Source organism: Pseudopedobacter beijingensis (assembly GCF_042678145.1).
Classification (GTDB): Bacteria; Bacteroidota; Bacteroidia; order Sphingobacteriales; family Sphingobacteriaceae; genus Pseudopedobacter; species Pseudopedobacter beijingensis.
The window spans coordinates 1-15,482 of the sequence record NZ_JBHUDG010000012.1; the positions used below are offsets into that span (position 1 = coordinate 1).

Genomic DNA, 15,482 nt, shown 5'->3' on the forward strand with positions numbered 1-15,482 from the left:
ACTTCAAAATCTTGATGATCTGTGTTTCGCTAAACTTACTTTTTTTCATTACCCTAAATTATAAAACTACATTAATAATCGTAGCTGTTTTAAGGGAAGATTACAATTGAACATTAGTGTTTTTAATTGCCTCAAATGCACCACTCTGAAAACCAATCTTTGATATTATCAGTCCGTAATTAGCTCCATAGTCGTTTATAACGGTTCGAAAAGAGTGAACAACACTTTTTGGAATGGCTTTTGCCCAAAATTTACATTCACATATGATTACGCTTTTAGAAACTTGGCTATTTATTTCTGCATACACATCAACATTGACTTTTTCCCTTACTGTAATTATTTCTTTTTCTACTTCGCATTTATAACCACATACAGTTAAAATCTCAGCAACTTTGTTTTGCAAATCTTTCCAGGTTTTCGGTTCATTTTCGTAAATAGTCATTTATATATAGGTTTCTCAAAGATTTATAAAAATCATTTTTTTGAATCGTATCAATCTAGTTTCAAAAAAGGATATTGAATAAGCAAATTTTAATTTTATAAAAGATTAGAAACGATGATCTGTTTATTCTTCCCAAACTACACTTATTATAGTTTTCATTTGCTTATAAGGAATACAATATTCAAAAAAATCACTATCATCCTCATCAGCTTTTAATTCGAACCACGTAGATTTATATATTGATTGAGCTTTATCTTTTCCCGAATATAAAAAATCATAGTCAGCATCAATATACTCTTGAGCAACAGAATCTTCAGGAGGTGATAGTTTGGTGATTTCTTTTATTTTTATCCAATAACCATCTGACTTACTCCAATATTTAACCTGACCGTTATTAATAAAAACAACAAATAAGGGATATACATTTAATGATAATAACCTATAAATAATTGAGGTTAAACTGGTTTTGAATCTTTCTGATAATTCTTTTACTAAATCAGGAGAGAACTTTTTTTTAAATGTCGCTTTCCGTATTAAATCTTCGGGCATTAATAGCTCTGATGCAAAATCGTTAGCTTCCCATTCCTGAATTCCTTTTTTTGCTTGCTGCTCTGCATTGTTAAACCAGTTTAGTGTATTGGGTGTTTCATCGTGAAGTTCTAAATCTAGTTTGTCATGTAGTAAAAAATGCCCGATTTCATGTGCGACAGTAAATCTTTTTCTCTCTTCAAACTGAATATTGGAGTTTATTTTTATTAATGTCTTGGAGTTACCTCTGATAATTTTACCGTCTGAACTTGGTAATTTCTCCTCTATCAATGTTGCCCCAAGTCCGGCAACAAAAATATCCAAAGGAATATCAGTAATTTCATCGAAGCCGATTTCTTCTAATAGTGCTTTAGCCCTATTGGAACCTCTTCTATTTCGGATCATTTTCTAGTTTTTCCAGTAGTTCTAATAAATTTTGATCTTTAATTATTTCTTTAATCTCATCAATTCCTAGATTATCTAAATTTCTGTATTGTACCTGAAATTGATTATTTGCAATTAAAGATTTTAAATAACTAATTGGCTTATCGATATTTTTCTCAATTGCACTTTGTAGTAATGCAGAAGCTTTTTCTAATAAATCATTGTCTCTTTGCTTATTAATATAACCTTTTAAGAGAAATGAATGTTTACGGAAATTTTTAAGAGCATAATTTTCAATATCATTAATATCAAAACCTTCCTCTTTAAGAATTTCATCATAGGCACTAGAATCTCCGTCAATAATTTGGGAAATAATTGTCTCGTCTATCTTTTTGATGAAGTTATTTTTCATAATTCAACACTTTCAATTTTGCTTTTATAAATGGTAACTTGCGATCTAATCGCTTTTTAATATTTGTCAGTTCATCGATTCCGATGCCTAATAACTCTGACAAGTCGTTTCGTTTCATGCCATTTATTATATATGGTTCAAACAATAATAATTCATCATCTGTCGCTCCCATAGCTGTCAATTCATCATGGCATATAGATAATAAGGATTGGTAGTCCGAATCGTCAAAAGACATTTCAACATCATTATCCAGAATTTCAAATGTTTCATTTGCTTTATCAAGTTCAGCGTTTAATGTGTTTGAAATGACACTATCTAGAGCACTTATTATCTGCTTTCGGAAATCAGGAAACTTATCAATATACCAGTTCCGTCCTCCTTCTCTTAAAAAGGCTTCGATCGTATCATTAATCATGTCTTCAATCATAATACCTCTAAAACCCTTTTGATAATTGTATTTAATTCCAAAAAAAGTCTTAAGCCTTATGATAGCGTGTTTGAAAAGAATAGCATAAAAATCCGAAGTATAAACCTCCTGAAGTGCCTTGCATTTCTCCTCAAAAGTTGCAACTTTTCTATTATCAGACTTCATTTATATAGTAATGCTTAAATTTTATAAAAAACTTCCATAGCAATGGCAATTTATGAAATTAATATAGCATTACAATGTATACAAGACGTTTAACTAAAAAAATAAATTATGAGTAAGTCAGCAAATTATTTAATCTCTGGTGTTTGGAAAGATTCAAATGACAATATTACACATGTAATGTTGCATTTGGTAAATGATGGAGATTCATGGAGTATGGGTGAAAAAACATCAGAAGCCAATGCCATAGCATTACTAAAAAAAGGAAATATTATTAAGACAGTAGTATGGGGTTATCCTGGATGGAGTATTAAATCTAAGGTAACATATATTCAGAGAGCTGGAAAAGAATATTTAAGGAGCGAAGCAAATGCAACTACAAAAGATAATTTAGACAATTTAATATCAATGAAAGCAATTAAATAATTATAAATATGGATAAAAATTTACATTTAGATTCGGTAATTAAAACGCATCAAATTACCAAAGAAGAGCAACTTTTAACTAAGCACAAAGACAAAAGCAAAGAAGTTAAAGAGGCTTTAGAGGAAAAATACGATAGTAATATATACTCTACTTTTAATTCTGGTTCCTATGCAAAAAATACTGCTATGAATACCAAATTTGATTTTGACATGGTATGCCCTTTTAAAAGAAATGCATTTGGTTCTAATGGCACATTAAAGCAGATGTACGAAGATGTTTTTGATTTTTTATATGAGAAATATAAAGACGAGGCAAATGTTAGAAAACAAAAAGTTTCTATTGGGATTGAGTTTTTTGCCGATAATGACGGTGATATTGTAAAGATTGATGTTGTACCAGGACGAGAATTAAATAAAGATCAATACAAAGATGATGAAAACCTTAATCTCTATGTTTACTATAAATATGGAAACTTTGACCAAGGCAGTGAGAGAATCAAAACAAACGTGCAGGCTCAAATCAAAAATATAAAAGATAGAGCTACCAAAGAAAAAGATTCAATTAGAAAGGTCATCCGCCTGCTTAAAGTATGGAAAAACACCAAATATAATTACCCTGTAAAATCTTTCTTTTTGGAATTGATTACAATTAAAGCTTTTGATAATAAAGATGTATCAGGGAATTTATGGAGTAAACTAGAAACTGTATTGCAATATATTCGTGACGAAGTCACCGGCGAAAGTTTTACATTGAAAGATCCAGGAAATAGTTCTAATGACTTAATTGAAACTTTGACAACTTCAGAGAGACAGATACTGTCTGATGATATGAAGAATATGCTTGAAAGGATCGAAGATAACGATGAAAATATCAAAACTTATTTCCCTGAAAATTCAAAATTTGTTGAGGAAGAAGAAATTGATAACAAATACGAAAACAAAGGAAACGGATTCTATTCTAATCCACCAAAAAATGAAAGATTCGGTTAAGTGATGGACAAAAGACTAAATACAATCCAGCAAATTTTTTCTGAACTAAATGGGATTTCAATTGAGACCCCATTTAGTTCAGATTTAGAATTTAATATAGTTGGAAAAATTAAAGTTCCAGTCGAGTCAACAGACGATTACTTATTTTTTGATGTTAAGATTTATCCCGAGTATCCCTTAAAAAGAATGGATACAGAATCTATTACTTTTTCCAACAGCGATTATTTGGAGTATGGACACGTAATGGGTGATGGTTCAATTTGTATACATACTTCTCACCATACCGATTTAAAGAAAAAAATTGAGGTAGATATTAATTCACTAAAAAGATGGATCTGGAAATACTATTTAAATAAAGATAATGATAAGCATTATGAACATTTGATTTTACAGCCTAAAGAATTTAAGGGGAATTATTTTTCTTTTTTGTTTACTGAAGTCGACCACGTTTTCAGCAATCAACAATTTGGTTTTTTCGAGTATTCAAAAATAAATAACGGATTGTATCATGAAAAGATTATTTTTAATAATGTTATTCAGGAGTTCAGAGATTCTTCAAATAAAAAGCTTACAGCGTGTAATTGGAGTAGTTCAATAAAACAATTAACCAACAAAGATCTTGGTATCTATATTTTTTCAGATAATCCTCCTGCTAAGATGGGTAAATTTATAATAAGCAAGTGGGAAGATTTAGAAGGTTTAGTCAACCAAAATTTTCATAGTTTTCTCTATAGTGTCCAGAAAAAAAATTTGAAACTGAATGGAAAACCAATTCCTTTTTTAATAGGTTATAGAATATCAGATAAAGAAATACACTGGCAGGTTGCTATTTTAGAGATTGGAAAATTTCCAATTGAGACCTATAAAGAAAACAAAGTTTGGAAAGGTAAATTTATCAATGAAGACATTATATGGGGTATCACTAAAAATTGCTCTTATGACTACTTCTTTGGCAGAGGTAGATTAAATGAGAAGATTACTAAAAGCAAGATACTCATTATTGGCATAGGTGCAATAGGCAGTATGGTTGCAACAACGTTGACTAGATGTGGTTGCACCAGTATTGATGTAGTTGACTATGATATTAAAGAACCTGAAAATGTATGTAGATCAGAATACTCTTTTTTGACAGGTATTTGTAATAAAGTAGATGATTTGTCCAATGAATTATTCTCAATATCTCCTTTTGTTGAAGTTGGAATAATTAATCCAGTGATGTTTCATGTCGAAACAAAAATAGACCAGGGAATAAACAATACTAATAATGAATTGCATAAAAAACTACTTCATTATGATATGATTATAGATTGTTCGACAGATAACGATTTGTTGTATGTTTTAAGTAAATTAGAACTTAATGGATTTATAACACTATCAATAACCAATAATGCTAAAGACCTTGTTTGTTCAGTTGAACCCAATAGTTATAATTGGGTAATGAATCAATATGAAAATGTTTTGGAGAATGAGATGGAAAATTTACATAACCCAACCGGATGTTGGAGTCCAACATTTAAGGCTTCATATAATGATATCAGCACATTGGTTCAATTTGCCATTAAGCATATTAACATGAAATTGAGTGATGAGAGTAAGAGTTTGAGAAACTTTGTTTTAAAAACGAACGAGAGCGATGTATTTTCAATAAAATTAGACGAGTTTTGACATATAGAATTAATGAATTAGGTTTAACGCTGGAAATCGAAGATGATCTATTATGTAATTTAATAGATATTGGAATAAAACATTACCCAAATGAATTTGGTGGCTTTTTAATCGGAAATTATTCAGAGACTCTAACCCATCTAAAGATAACAGATACAATTTTGCCAAATAAATTTAAAGGAACACCTTATTTGTTTGAGAGGGATACAGTAGGTATTGATGATAAATTAAAACAATTTTATGCTGAAAAACCCAAGAAATATTATCTGGGTGAGTGGCATACTCATCCAAATAATTTACCAATACCCAGCAGCACAGATATAAATGCCGTTAATTCAATTGCAAATCACCCTGAAGTTTCAATTAAAAATCCTATAATGCTGATCATAGGTTATAAAAAGACCAAAGTTGAGCTTGGTTTTTATGTTCAATTTAAAAATAAATTATATAGATATGAGTAATAAAATAGATATAGGTGACTTATTTGCGGGATTGCAAAATCAAATGGTTGCACAATTAAATACTAACAGAGAATTCATTTTACATTCTGGGTCAAAAGGAGATTCCTTAGAAAACGTTTGGATCGAATGGCTGCGAAAATATTTACCTAATAGATATTGTGTTGACAAAGCAATTGTGATTGATAGTACAGGAAGTTTAAGCCATCAATTAGACTTAGTAATTTATGATCAGCAATATACACCTTTCGTTTTTACTCAAAATGGCATTCACTATATTCCTGCTGAGGGTGTGTATGCCGTTTTTGAAGTTAAGCCTGATTTTCAGGGCAACGTAGCGAGTGATAATTTTTTTGAATACACAGGGAAGAAAATTGAAAGTGTAAGGAAATTAAAAAGAACTTCTGTGGGTATAATCAATGCCGGAATACCTCAAAGTCCTCGCGCATTGACAAAAATAGTTGGAGGTATTTTAGCTAGCACTAACACCTATGCAAAAAATAATAATACTATTGAATCCCATTTAAAAGGTTTAACAGGATTACAAACTATTGAAATGGGGTGTGCCGTAGATTACGGTAGTTTTTATGTGAATTATGATGGAGAGGAAAACATATCAAATACAAATTTTGAGGAACGCATAGCAAATTACTACCTTGAAAGGACTTTTAACAGTACTACATTTAGTAAAAAAGAAAACTCTTTAGTCACTTTTTTTCTTCAACTCACAAGATATTTACAGCAGTCTATTGGAACAGTAGCAGCTATAGACTTGAATGCGTATGCTAGGGCTGTTGGATTTGAAATTGATGAAAAGATATAAAACTGCATTGTCAGAAAAAGTTACCTAAATCAAATAACTCATAAAAAAAATCCAATTAATTGTTTGTTATAGTGTGAAATAAAAAGCAGTCTATCAATAAGAATTTAAACTAGCAGTATAAGTTGAATACTAAGCTTTTATAAAGAATATCAAAAAATTCAGGTAACGATTTGGTAACGGTGCTTATTGCTTTGCTTTTCAACGTGTTTCCGTTAGCTCATAGCAAATATACAAAAACATATGTCTGAAAACAAGATCATAAATGATACGAAAATCAAAAAGCAGTGAACTTAATCACTGCTTGAAAATATTAATTATTCAAAATCTCTATCCATATGCTCTTCCAAAGATTTTTTTAATTGATCCAAATAGGCTGTTCTGGAACCAGCACGCATTTTCATTCGGTGAAAGGCATGATGAATATCTCCTAATTCAATGTTGAAAATAGACTGCATTATTGCTGTAATTTTTCTTATGCTTACATTCCCATTTAAAATAGATCCATTTGTATGTATTGCATATATCAATTCTATCAAAGCATTTTTTGATTCCGTCCATACCAATTGTTGTATGTTCTCAGCTTTAGTCATATCAAATAATCCACTATTTATACGAAAAATGAGATAATCATAAAATAATTCATCACCTATTATTCTTGCTACTTTATAATCGAAGTAAGTAGAAAATCTGTGATCAGATTCAAAAATGTGACTATTAAGCCCATTGTCTATATTTATCTGCCCTCTAATAAATAATTCTTCATCCCGATCTATACGTCCCGATCGGTAATATCTGTAGAAAGGGCAATTGCAGGTGTTTTCTCTATAAATATTTTCAATCTTTTGTAATTCATCCGAAAAATATTTTTTGTGAACATCCCACATCCCACTTGGACAACTGCTCTCAATTTTGAACACCTTATTATAGAAAATTAATTTCCCTTGTATTTCGGGTTTTATTTTCTTGAAAAATTCAATTTCTTGATTAGGTTGTTCAAATCCATTTTCCATGATATAATCTCGTAATCTTTCCAGTTTAGACAATAGAAAAGAAACAACTTTGCGTGTACTTTCTATTACATTTTGTGAGTTTAAATCCAATTTCTTTTCTTCTTCCCTTATTGATAAAAGGATGTTTTTAATGTACCTCATAATACTTCAATTTTTAATGAATAAATACTTTATTATAACTACTACAGCTACTTAGCTTAATATTATTCTTCATAAATATGCTTTTCAGTAACATTTGTTACAGACTTTTTTTTATTCAAAATATACTTTTACGCAATTATCAAATAAATATCAAGGGTATGAAAGCACATTATCAAATTGCCATAATTGGAGCTGGTACAGCAGGGATTATGACAGCAGCTCAACTTTTAAAAAAGGATAAGTCACTTGACGTTGTTATTGTTGACCCGGCAGATAAACATTATTATCAACCGGCCTGGACATTAGTTGGAGCCGGAACTTATGATTTCGATAAAACAGAAAAACGAATCAGAGATTTAATTCCGGAGCAAGCTGAATGGATCCAAGATTCAGTAATATCTTTTTATCCGGAAGAAAATAAAATTGAACTAAAAAAAGGCATCAAAATCAGTTATAATTATCTTGTGGTTGCTCCCGGGTTAGTAAATGATCTTTCGCTAATCGAAGGATTGGAAGATGCAGTTAAAAAAGGTGTCGTTTGTAGCAATTATATAGATCCTAAATATACATGGGAATGTCTTAAAAATTTCAAAGGTGGAAATGCAGTTTTTACCCAACCTACAACCCCGATTAAATGTGGTGGAGCTCCTCAGAAAATCATGTATCTGGCTGCAGATTACCTTCGCAGGAATGGTCTAGACAAAAAATCAAATGTAGTTTTCGCTACTCCTGGTACAGTCATATTTGGGGTGAAGCGGATTGCGGATACATTAATGAAAGTCATCCATCGATACAATGTACATTTTAAACCTTTTTATGCTCCTGTTAAAATAGACGCCGAACAAAAAATAGTCTATTTCAAAAGTGTAGCTCCCGATGACAATAACTGTATAGTAAACGAAGGTAATGTTTTGGGTGAAAAGCAACAAGGTGATTCGTTAATTGAAATGCCTTTTGATTTATTACACTTAGCTCCACCTCAAACAGCTCCAAAGTTTGTAAAAGAATCTGTATTGGTCAATGAAGCAGGTTGGTTAGATGTGGATATCAATAGTCTTCAACACAAAAAATATCCGAATATTTTCGGGATTGGAGACGTAGCCGCATTGCCTACCGCAAAAACAGGAGCAGCCATACGCAAGCAAGCTCCTGTAGTAGTGGATAATATTCTCAAACTCATCAAAGGAAAAGCCGCCGACAACAAATCATACCAAGGATATTCATCCTGTCCGTTAGTAACTGGATATGGAAAAATGGTTTTAGCGGAATTTAATTACAAAAATGAATTCACGCCCGATCCTAAACTCAAAATGATGCTGATTGGCGACAGTTCTAAAGAACACTGGCGTTTGTGGCTGTTAAAAAAGTATATGCTCCCTTATTTGTATTGGCATAAAATGATGAATGGCGAAGATGTTTAGCCCTGTGTAACCTATGTAACAGACTATCTCTTTTTATAAGCCGAAATTTGCAACAATAAAAAAGAATGAAACTATAATTTATGGAATGGATTTTACAACCGTGGCCGTGGTATGTTAGCGGACCATTGATTGCACTAACGATGTTTATTCTACTTTACGTAGGTAAAAATTTTGGAATGTCGTCCAATTTACGAACACTCTGCACCATGTGCGGAGCCGACAAAACCTGTGATTTTTTCTGCTTTGACTGGAAAGCACAACGCTGGAATTTATTGGTAATGACCGGAGCTATCATCGGTGGATTTTTAGCTTCAAATTATTTGTCTGATAATCAAATACCTGATTTAAACCCAAAAACGGTTGAGCATCTAAAGGAAATAGGTTTTGAAAGTGCAGGGAAAGCATACGTACCTACAGAACTTTTTGGACCGGAAGCATTTTCAGATCCTAAGACATTGGCTATACTACTAATTGGAGGAATATTGGTTGGTTTTGGAGCACGTTACGCAGGTGGTTGCACTTCAGGGCATTCTATTTCTGGTATCAGTAATTTTCAACTTCCCTCACTCATTGCTACCACAGGTTTCTTTATTGGAGGGCTTATTATGGTACATCTTATTTTTCCTTTAATTTTTTAAAACGGATGAAAAGGCTGGTGGTAATGCTGGTTGTGTTTTCTCTTTCTCAATCAACAATGGCACAAGAAAACCACATAAAAGATACCATTGAAAATAAATCTCTGGTTTCTTATCTGAAAGAAGGCGAAATCAGCGGACATATCCGTAATTATTTTTTGATGACTGAAAACCAATACGGGAATGATTATTATGCCAATGCCATTGGAGGCGTATTAAGCTATGAAACCAAATCGTACAAAGGCTTTCAGTTAGGAGTTTCGGGAATATTTACATATAAGCTATTTTCATCTGATTTGAATAAAACTTATGATCAGACTAATAAATCATCACGATGGGAACAGGAACTTTTTGATGTGAACCATAAAGACAATTTTAAAGATTTAGACCGATTGGAAGAATTGTATATTAAGTACCATTGGAAGAATTCGTATATAACCTATGGAAAAATTCCTGTAGAATATACACCTTTGTTGAACAAAAGCGATGGAAGGATGAAGCCTTTTGCCTTTCAGGGAGCTTGGTTGCATCATAAAAATGAAAAAATTCAGGCTGATGCAGCATGGATCCATAGGGTTTCCCCGAGATCAATGACCGAATGGTTTTCAATGGAGGAGGTTATAGGATTGACAGATAATGGCTATTTGTCAAACGGAGAAAAAGCAGATTATGAAGGAACAACTCATTCCCAAGGATTGGCAATTGTTCATTTAGGAAAAGAATTCAAAAATCTGAACGCAAATTTCTGGAATTTTCATTTGGATAAATTTATTAATACCTCTTGGTTGCAATTGGAATATTCAAAACAAGATTTTTTGATTGGGATGATTTATTCTTTTCAAATACCAAATTCTTATCAAAAAAAATTGAGTGAAGAAAAACGATATGTTCAACCCAATGAAAACGGACAGGTTGCCAGCTTTATGCTGAAATACATAAATGGTCATTCTCAAATCAAAGCGGCTTATTCCAAAGCTTTTGAAACGGGTAGGTATTTATTTCCAAAAGAATTGGGGCGGGATCAGTTTTATACTTCCATGCCCAGAAGCCGTATCGAAGGATTGGGCGGAGTTGATGTTTTTGCTATTGGGTATCAGTATAATTGGAAACATTTCTTTTTGAATATAGATGCTACCACTACTTACGGAGCAGAAATAGAAAATTATGAATTAAACAAATACAATATCGATGATTATTATCAGATCAATACAAGACTGCATTATGAATTCTCAAATTTTTTAAAAGGTCTTCATGTGGAATTGCTATATGTCTGGAAACAAAATAAAAACGAGCATAACCCAAAATTGGTGGTACAAAGAAGCGATTACAACCAAATCAATCTAATAACAAATTTTAATTTTTAAAAAGCAATGAAAAATATAGTTTACTTACTAATCGGAACATTTTTCGGAATCGTCATGTACAAATCCGAAGCGGCATCGTGGTTCAGAATATATGAAATGTTCCAGTTCCAATCCATTCACATGTACGGATTAATGGGAACAGCTTTAGCAGTAGGAATAATCGTAGTACAATACATCAAAAGAAATAAAGTAAAAAATATCAATGGGGAGCCCATCAATATTGCAGACAAGGACAAAAGTATTCCACGCTATTTAATAGGCGGTATTCTTTTTGGTTTAGGCTGGGCATTGGCAGGTGCTTGTCCTGGACCTATGTTTGTAATGACAGGTGCGGGATATTTCCCGATTTTAGTTGTAATTTTAGGAGCGGTATTAGGAACGTGGCTTTACGGTCTGATAAAAGATAAATTGCCTCATTAAATCAAAATAAATATGGAAGAATTAATCCGTGAAACCTATCGGGGGATATTTGAAAAAGAGCTGATCGACGAAATAATTTCGGTTGCGAAGCTGGTCGAATTTAAGGAAGGCGATGTGTTAATCGATATAGGCAAATACATCAAAACCATGCCTTTGCTTATTAGTGGTGCCATTAAAATAATGCGAGAGGATTTTGATACAGGCGAACTGTTGCTATACTTTATCGAAAAAGGAGATACCTGCTCTATGACACTAACATGCTGTATGGGCGATAAAAAAAGTGAAATTCGTGCCGTAGCAGAAAACAATGGTTTGGTAGCAATGATTCCTGTTGGTAAAATGGAAGAATGGATGAGTAAATACAAAAGCTGGCGTGCTTTTGTATTTGAAAGTTATAACAATCGCTTTAACGAATTACTTTCTGCCATAGACAATATAGCGTTTACCAATATGGATAAGCGACTTTATAATTATTTGTTGGAAAAGAGTAAAATAAATGACTCTTATATCATTACCAAAACTCATCAGGAAATTGCTTATGAACTTAATAGTTCCAGAGTAGTTATTTCCCGGCTTTTGAAAGCATTGGAAAATGAAGGAAAAATAAAACTAAACCGCAATAACATAGAATTGTTAAATTAACGCCTATGGAAGATACCAAAAGCGAACAAATAAATACATCATTTAAAAAAGATCTGATACTTCGGGAGGAATTAGCTATCCAACGTACATTTCTTGCAAATCAATCTACTTTTTTATCATTTTTAAGAAGTTCGATGTATTTTTTGGTGGCTGGGCTTAGTGTCAACAAGCTTGTTGACGATAACAGAGCGGTTATTTTTGAATATATCTTGTTCGTTATATCTGGGCTTTTACTCGTTGTGGGCATTATCAACTATTTCCGCAACCACAAAAAAATCAAACAAAGTGAAATTCATATAGGCGACTATAAGCTAAAATATGAAAACAATTCATATCTCTAAAAGTGTAGTTCGAACTAAAATAAATCTACCAAGGTTTTATTATTGATTATCCTTCTATATATACAATATAAATTGTTACATAATCATTAACAACACTGCGGACAAATTCCCGATACCGTAAAATTTACATCACTCACTTTATACTTCTTAGGAAGCTCAAAAAAGGGTTCTACGCCCTCTATGCAAGTAACGGATTTACATTTTTGACAACTAAAATGTACATGATTATGGTTATGAGTAGTGGAACAACTATGGCAACTTGCATACTTCACACCCCCGTCAATATTCACAACTTTGTGAATTAAATCTTCTTCTATCAACCTATCCAAGACACGATAAATCGTAACCCTGTTGCACAATCCATCTAAAGACAATTGTATTTCAGAGTGTGACAGAGCAATTTCCGACCTAATAATCAAATCTAAAATTTCTGTTTTTGCCGTTGTTTTTCTCGTTTGTTTCATATTTTATATAATTACTATTGCAACATTATTGCAATTACAAATATAAAACTTATTTTTGCAACATTGTTGCGTTAATTAAGAAATATGATAAAAGAAACCAAACTCCCCGTAACCGTTTTGAGCGGTTTTCTCGGAGCAGGAAAAACAACGTTGCTCAACCACGTACTGCATAACAAAGAGAGGCTTAAAGTAGCTGTTATCGTCAATGATATGAGCGAAGTAAACGTAGATGCAAGATTGGTAGAAAATGAAAATACGCTTTCCAGAACCGAAGAAAAACTGGTAGAGATGAGCAATGGTTGCATCTGTTGTACGTTGCGTGAAGATTTAATGGTTGAGGTTGAAAAACTCGCAAAAGAAAGAAAATTCGACTATCTGCTCATTGAAAGCACAGGTATCAGTGAGCCTGTTCCGGTTGCACAGACATTCAGTTTTGTGGACGAGGAAAATGGCATAGACCTTTCCCGTTTCAGCTATATTGACACAATGGTTACCGTGGTCGATTGCTTTAATTTTTTCAATGATTTTAGTACGAATGAATTATTGCAAGATCGTGATCTGACCGATATGGAGGGCGATTACCGAACCATTGTAAACCTGCTGACCGACCAGATTGAATTTGCCAATGTAATAATACTGAACAAAACTGATTTGGTTGATGAAGAAACTGTCGGAGTATTGAAAGCTGCCATTCACAAACTAAATCCCGGAGCAAAAATCATTACTTCCGAATTTGGAAAAGTTGCACCACAGGAAATACTCAATACAAAACTATTTGATTTTGAAGTAGCCCAAAGTTCGGCAGGTTGGCAAAAAGAATTAGAAGCCGAAAGTCATACCCCCGAAACAGAAGAATACGGCATAGGTTCTTTTGTATTCCGCAACCAAAAACCCTTTCATCCCGAGCGTTTCTGGAACTACCTGAACACAGATTATCCAAATGGGATCATTCGGGCAAAGGGATTGTTCTGGTTAGCTTCAAGACCTGACCAGGCTCTGAACTTTTCGCAGGCAGGCGGTTCGTCCCGATTGGAAAGTGCTGGTGTGTGGTGGTGCAGTATGCCGTTTAGTGAACGTATGCGATACGCTTCATTTATCCATAACAGAGATTTAATCGAAGACCGATGGAGCAAACAATGGGGCGATCGTATGAATGAACTGGTTTTCATCGGACAGGACATCGACAAAGAAAAGATGGTATCAGAACTGGAAAAATGTTTGTTGCAGGATAGTGAGCAATATTTATTTGATAAGAACATCAGGTTTGAAGACCCTTTTCCTAAAAATATTTGAATATGAATAAAACAAAATTTACAAGAAGAGAAATCATCAAACAAGGCAGCTTAGCTTTGACCGCATTAGCTTTGCCATTTCCATTCACTTCATTTGCAAAAATAAATATCATGACAGACCATAAAAATTTTGACGTTATCATCATCGGAGGTAGTTATGCAGGACTTTCAGCAGCAATGGCGTTAGGTCGTTCCTTAAAAAATGTGTTGATTATTGATAGTGGAAAACCTTGTAACCGATACACACCTCACTCTCACAATTTCATCACACAGGACGGAGCCGTTCCTGGAGAAATTGCCACCAAAGCCAAAGAGCAGGTATTGAAATACGAAACTGTTAAATTTCATCAGGATATTGCAATAAGTGGTAAGAAAACCGAAAACGGTTTTGAAATTGGCACAGAATCCGGCACAACTTTTTCAGCCAAGAAATTAGTTTTTGCTACGGGTGTGAAAGATATTTTTCCCGATATAAAAGGCTTTGAAGAATGTTGGGGAAAATCGGTCATCCATTGTCCGTATTGTCACGGTTATGAATTTAAAGGTCATAAAACAGCTATTTTGGCAAATGGTGAACGTGCTTTTCATCTATCGGCTTTGGTCAATAATCTGACGGATAAACTGCTTATCGTTACTCAGGGGAAACCCGATTTTAAGGAAGAACAGTTGAAAAAAATCAGTAATAACGACATTCAAATCATTGAAAAAGAAGTTGCTGAAATACAACATCAGAAAGGTAAAGTAAAAACCTTGATTTTTAAAGACGGAACTAAAGAAATTGTAGATGCTGCTTATGCTGCGATTCCGTTTGAACAACATTGCAAAATACCGCTTGATTTAGGTTGCGAAACCACAGAAATGGGACACATCAAAGTAGATATGTTCCAGAAAACAACTATTCCCGGAATTTATGCCTGTGGCGATAGTTCCAGTATGATGCGTTCGGTAGCTTATGCCGTATCGACAGGAAATATTGCGGGTGCTATGCTGAATAATGAATTGACGATGGAGCAATTTTAAGCTAAAAATGACGGTT

General features: G+C 33.1%; 19 protein-coding genes. 13 read left to right on the top strand and 6 right to left on the bottom strand.

Annotated elements, in window-relative coordinates:
* Positions 1–100: 100 nt before the first annotated feature.
* The 4 genes from ACFSAH_RS07850 to ACFSAH_RS07865 all read right to left on the bottom strand — a co-directional run bounded on the left by ACFSAH_RS07850 (position 101) and on the right by ACFSAH_RS07865 (position 2,358).
* Positions 101–442, bottom strand: coding sequence for a restriction endonuclease (locus tag ACFSAH_RS07850; RefSeq protein WP_379662164.1), 342 nt, complete (start codon positions 440–442; stop codon positions 101–103).
* A gap of 123 nt (positions 443–565) precedes the next feature.
* Positions 566–1,375, bottom strand: a complete 810-nt coding sequence (locus ACFSAH_RS07855; RefSeq protein WP_125011909.1) for an ImmA/IrrE family metallo-endopeptidase — start codon at positions 1,373–1,375, stop codon at positions 566–568.
* Positions 1,362–1,766 carry a hypothetical protein gene (locus ACFSAH_RS07860; RefSeq protein WP_379662165.1) on the bottom strand — a complete coding sequence of 135 codons (405 nt, stop codon included), beginning with the start codon at positions 1,764–1,766 and terminating at the stop codon, positions 1,362–1,364. Before ACFSAH_RS07860 ends, ACFSAH_RS07855 begins: the two co-directional genes overlap by 14 nt.
* The gene (locus tag ACFSAH_RS07865; protein ID WP_379662166.1) at positions 1,756–2,358 is read right to left on the bottom strand and encodes a hypothetical protein; all 603 of its coding nucleotides are present in this window, start codon (positions 2,356–2,358) and stop codon (positions 1,756–1,758) included. Before ACFSAH_RS07865 ends, ACFSAH_RS07860 begins: the two co-directional genes overlap by 11 nt.
* A gap of 108 nt (positions 2,359–2,466) precedes the next feature.
* Between ACFSAH_RS07865 and ACFSAH_RS07870 the strand changes: the two genes are divergently transcribed.
* From ACFSAH_RS07870 to ACFSAH_RS07890, 5 genes are read left to right on the top strand one after another with little or no spacing between them, the layout of a single operon-like run.
* Complete coding sequence (locus ACFSAH_RS07870) at positions 2,467–2,781, top strand: DUF3892 domain-containing protein (RefSeq protein ID WP_379662167.1); 315 nt, start codon at positions 2,467–2,469, stop codon at positions 2,779–2,781.
* 8 nt (positions 2,782–2,789) lie between these two features.
* Positions 2,790–3,770: a nucleotidyltransferase family protein gene (locus ACFSAH_RS07875; RefSeq protein WP_379662168.1), complete on the top strand. Its 981-nt coding sequence runs from the start codon at positions 2,790–2,792 to the stop codon at positions 3,768–3,770.
* Between the two features lie 3 nt (positions 3,771–3,773).
* On the top strand, positions 3,774–5,435 hold the full coding sequence (locus tag ACFSAH_RS07880; RefSeq protein ID WP_379662169.1) for a ThiF family adenylyltransferase: 1,662 nt from the start codon (positions 3,774–3,776) through the stop codon (positions 5,433–5,435).
* Entirely contained in the window at positions 5,432–5,896 is a 465-nt protein-coding gene (locus tag ACFSAH_RS07885) for a Mov34/MPN/PAD-1 family protein (RefSeq protein ID WP_379662170.1), read from the top strand. The genes ACFSAH_RS07880 and ACFSAH_RS07885 overlap by 4 nt, the downstream gene beginning before the upstream one ends.
* Complete coding sequence (locus ACFSAH_RS07890; protein ID WP_379662171.1) at positions 5,889–6,716, top strand: DUF6602 domain-containing protein; 828 nt, start codon at positions 5,889–5,891, stop codon at positions 6,714–6,716. Before ACFSAH_RS07885 ends, ACFSAH_RS07890 begins: the two co-directional genes overlap by 8 nt.
* A 314-nt stretch (positions 6,717–7,030) precedes the next feature.
* Here the strand turns inward: ACFSAH_RS07890 and ACFSAH_RS07895 are convergent, their stop codons facing one another.
* Positions 7,031–7,867 (bottom strand): RteC domain-containing protein, encoded by an 837-nt coding sequence (locus ACFSAH_RS07895; protein ID WP_379662172.1) that lies wholly within the window; start codon positions 7,865–7,867, stop codon positions 7,031–7,033.
* 158 nt (positions 7,868–8,025) lie between these two features.
* On the opposite strand from ACFSAH_RS07895, the gene ACFSAH_RS07900 reads away from it, so the two are divergent.
* From ACFSAH_RS07900 to ACFSAH_RS07925, 6 genes are all read left to right on the top strand, one after another.
* Positions 8,026–9,288, top strand: a complete 1,263-nt coding sequence (locus tag ACFSAH_RS07900; RefSeq protein WP_379662173.1) for an NAD(P)/FAD-dependent oxidoreductase — start codon at positions 8,026–8,028, stop codon at positions 9,286–9,288.
* Between the two features lie 80 nt (positions 9,289–9,368).
* On the top strand, positions 9,369–9,926 hold the full coding sequence (locus ACFSAH_RS07905; protein WP_379662174.1) for a YeeE/YedE family protein: 558 nt from the start codon (positions 9,369–9,371) through the stop codon (positions 9,924–9,926).
* A gap of 5 nt (positions 9,927–9,931) precedes the next feature.
* On the top strand, positions 9,932–11,287 hold the full coding sequence (locus tag ACFSAH_RS07910) for a hypothetical protein (protein WP_379662175.1): 1,356 nt from the start codon (positions 9,932–9,934) through the stop codon (positions 11,285–11,287).
* A gap of 6 nt (positions 11,288–11,293) precedes the next feature.
* Positions 11,294–11,707, top strand: coding sequence for a YeeE/YedE family protein (locus ACFSAH_RS07915; RefSeq protein WP_379662176.1), 414 nt, complete (start codon positions 11,294–11,296; stop codon positions 11,705–11,707).
* Between the two features lie 12 nt (positions 11,708–11,719).
* Positions 11,720–12,349: a Crp/Fnr family transcriptional regulator gene (locus ACFSAH_RS07920; protein ID WP_379662177.1), complete on the top strand. Its 630-nt coding sequence runs from the start codon at positions 11,720–11,722 to the stop codon at positions 12,347–12,349.
* Between the two features lie 5 nt (positions 12,350–12,354).
* Positions 12,355–12,690, top strand: coding sequence for a DUF202 domain-containing protein (locus ACFSAH_RS07925; protein WP_379662178.1), 336 nt, complete (start codon positions 12,355–12,357; stop codon positions 12,688–12,690).
* A gap of 86 nt (positions 12,691–12,776) precedes the next feature.
* Here the strand turns inward: ACFSAH_RS07925 and ACFSAH_RS07930 are convergent, their stop codons facing one another.
* Entirely contained in the window at positions 12,777–13,154 is a 378-nt protein-coding gene (locus ACFSAH_RS07930) for a Fur family transcriptional regulator (protein ID WP_379662179.1), read from the bottom strand.
* A gap of 84 nt (positions 13,155–13,238) precedes the next feature.
* Here ACFSAH_RS07930 and ACFSAH_RS07935 point away from each other — a divergent pair, with 84 nt between their 5' ends.
* Positions 13,239–14,447, top strand: coding sequence for a GTP-binding protein (locus ACFSAH_RS07935; RefSeq protein WP_379662180.1), 1,209 nt, complete (start codon positions 13,239–13,241; stop codon positions 14,445–14,447).
* 2 nt (positions 14,448–14,449) lie between these two features.
* A complete protein-coding gene (locus ACFSAH_RS07940; protein ID WP_379662181.1) occupies positions 14,450–15,466 on the top strand; it encodes an NAD(P)/FAD-dependent oxidoreductase in 1,017 nt (338 codons plus the stop codon).
* The last annotated feature ends 16 nt before the right edge of the window (positions 15,467–15,482 follow it).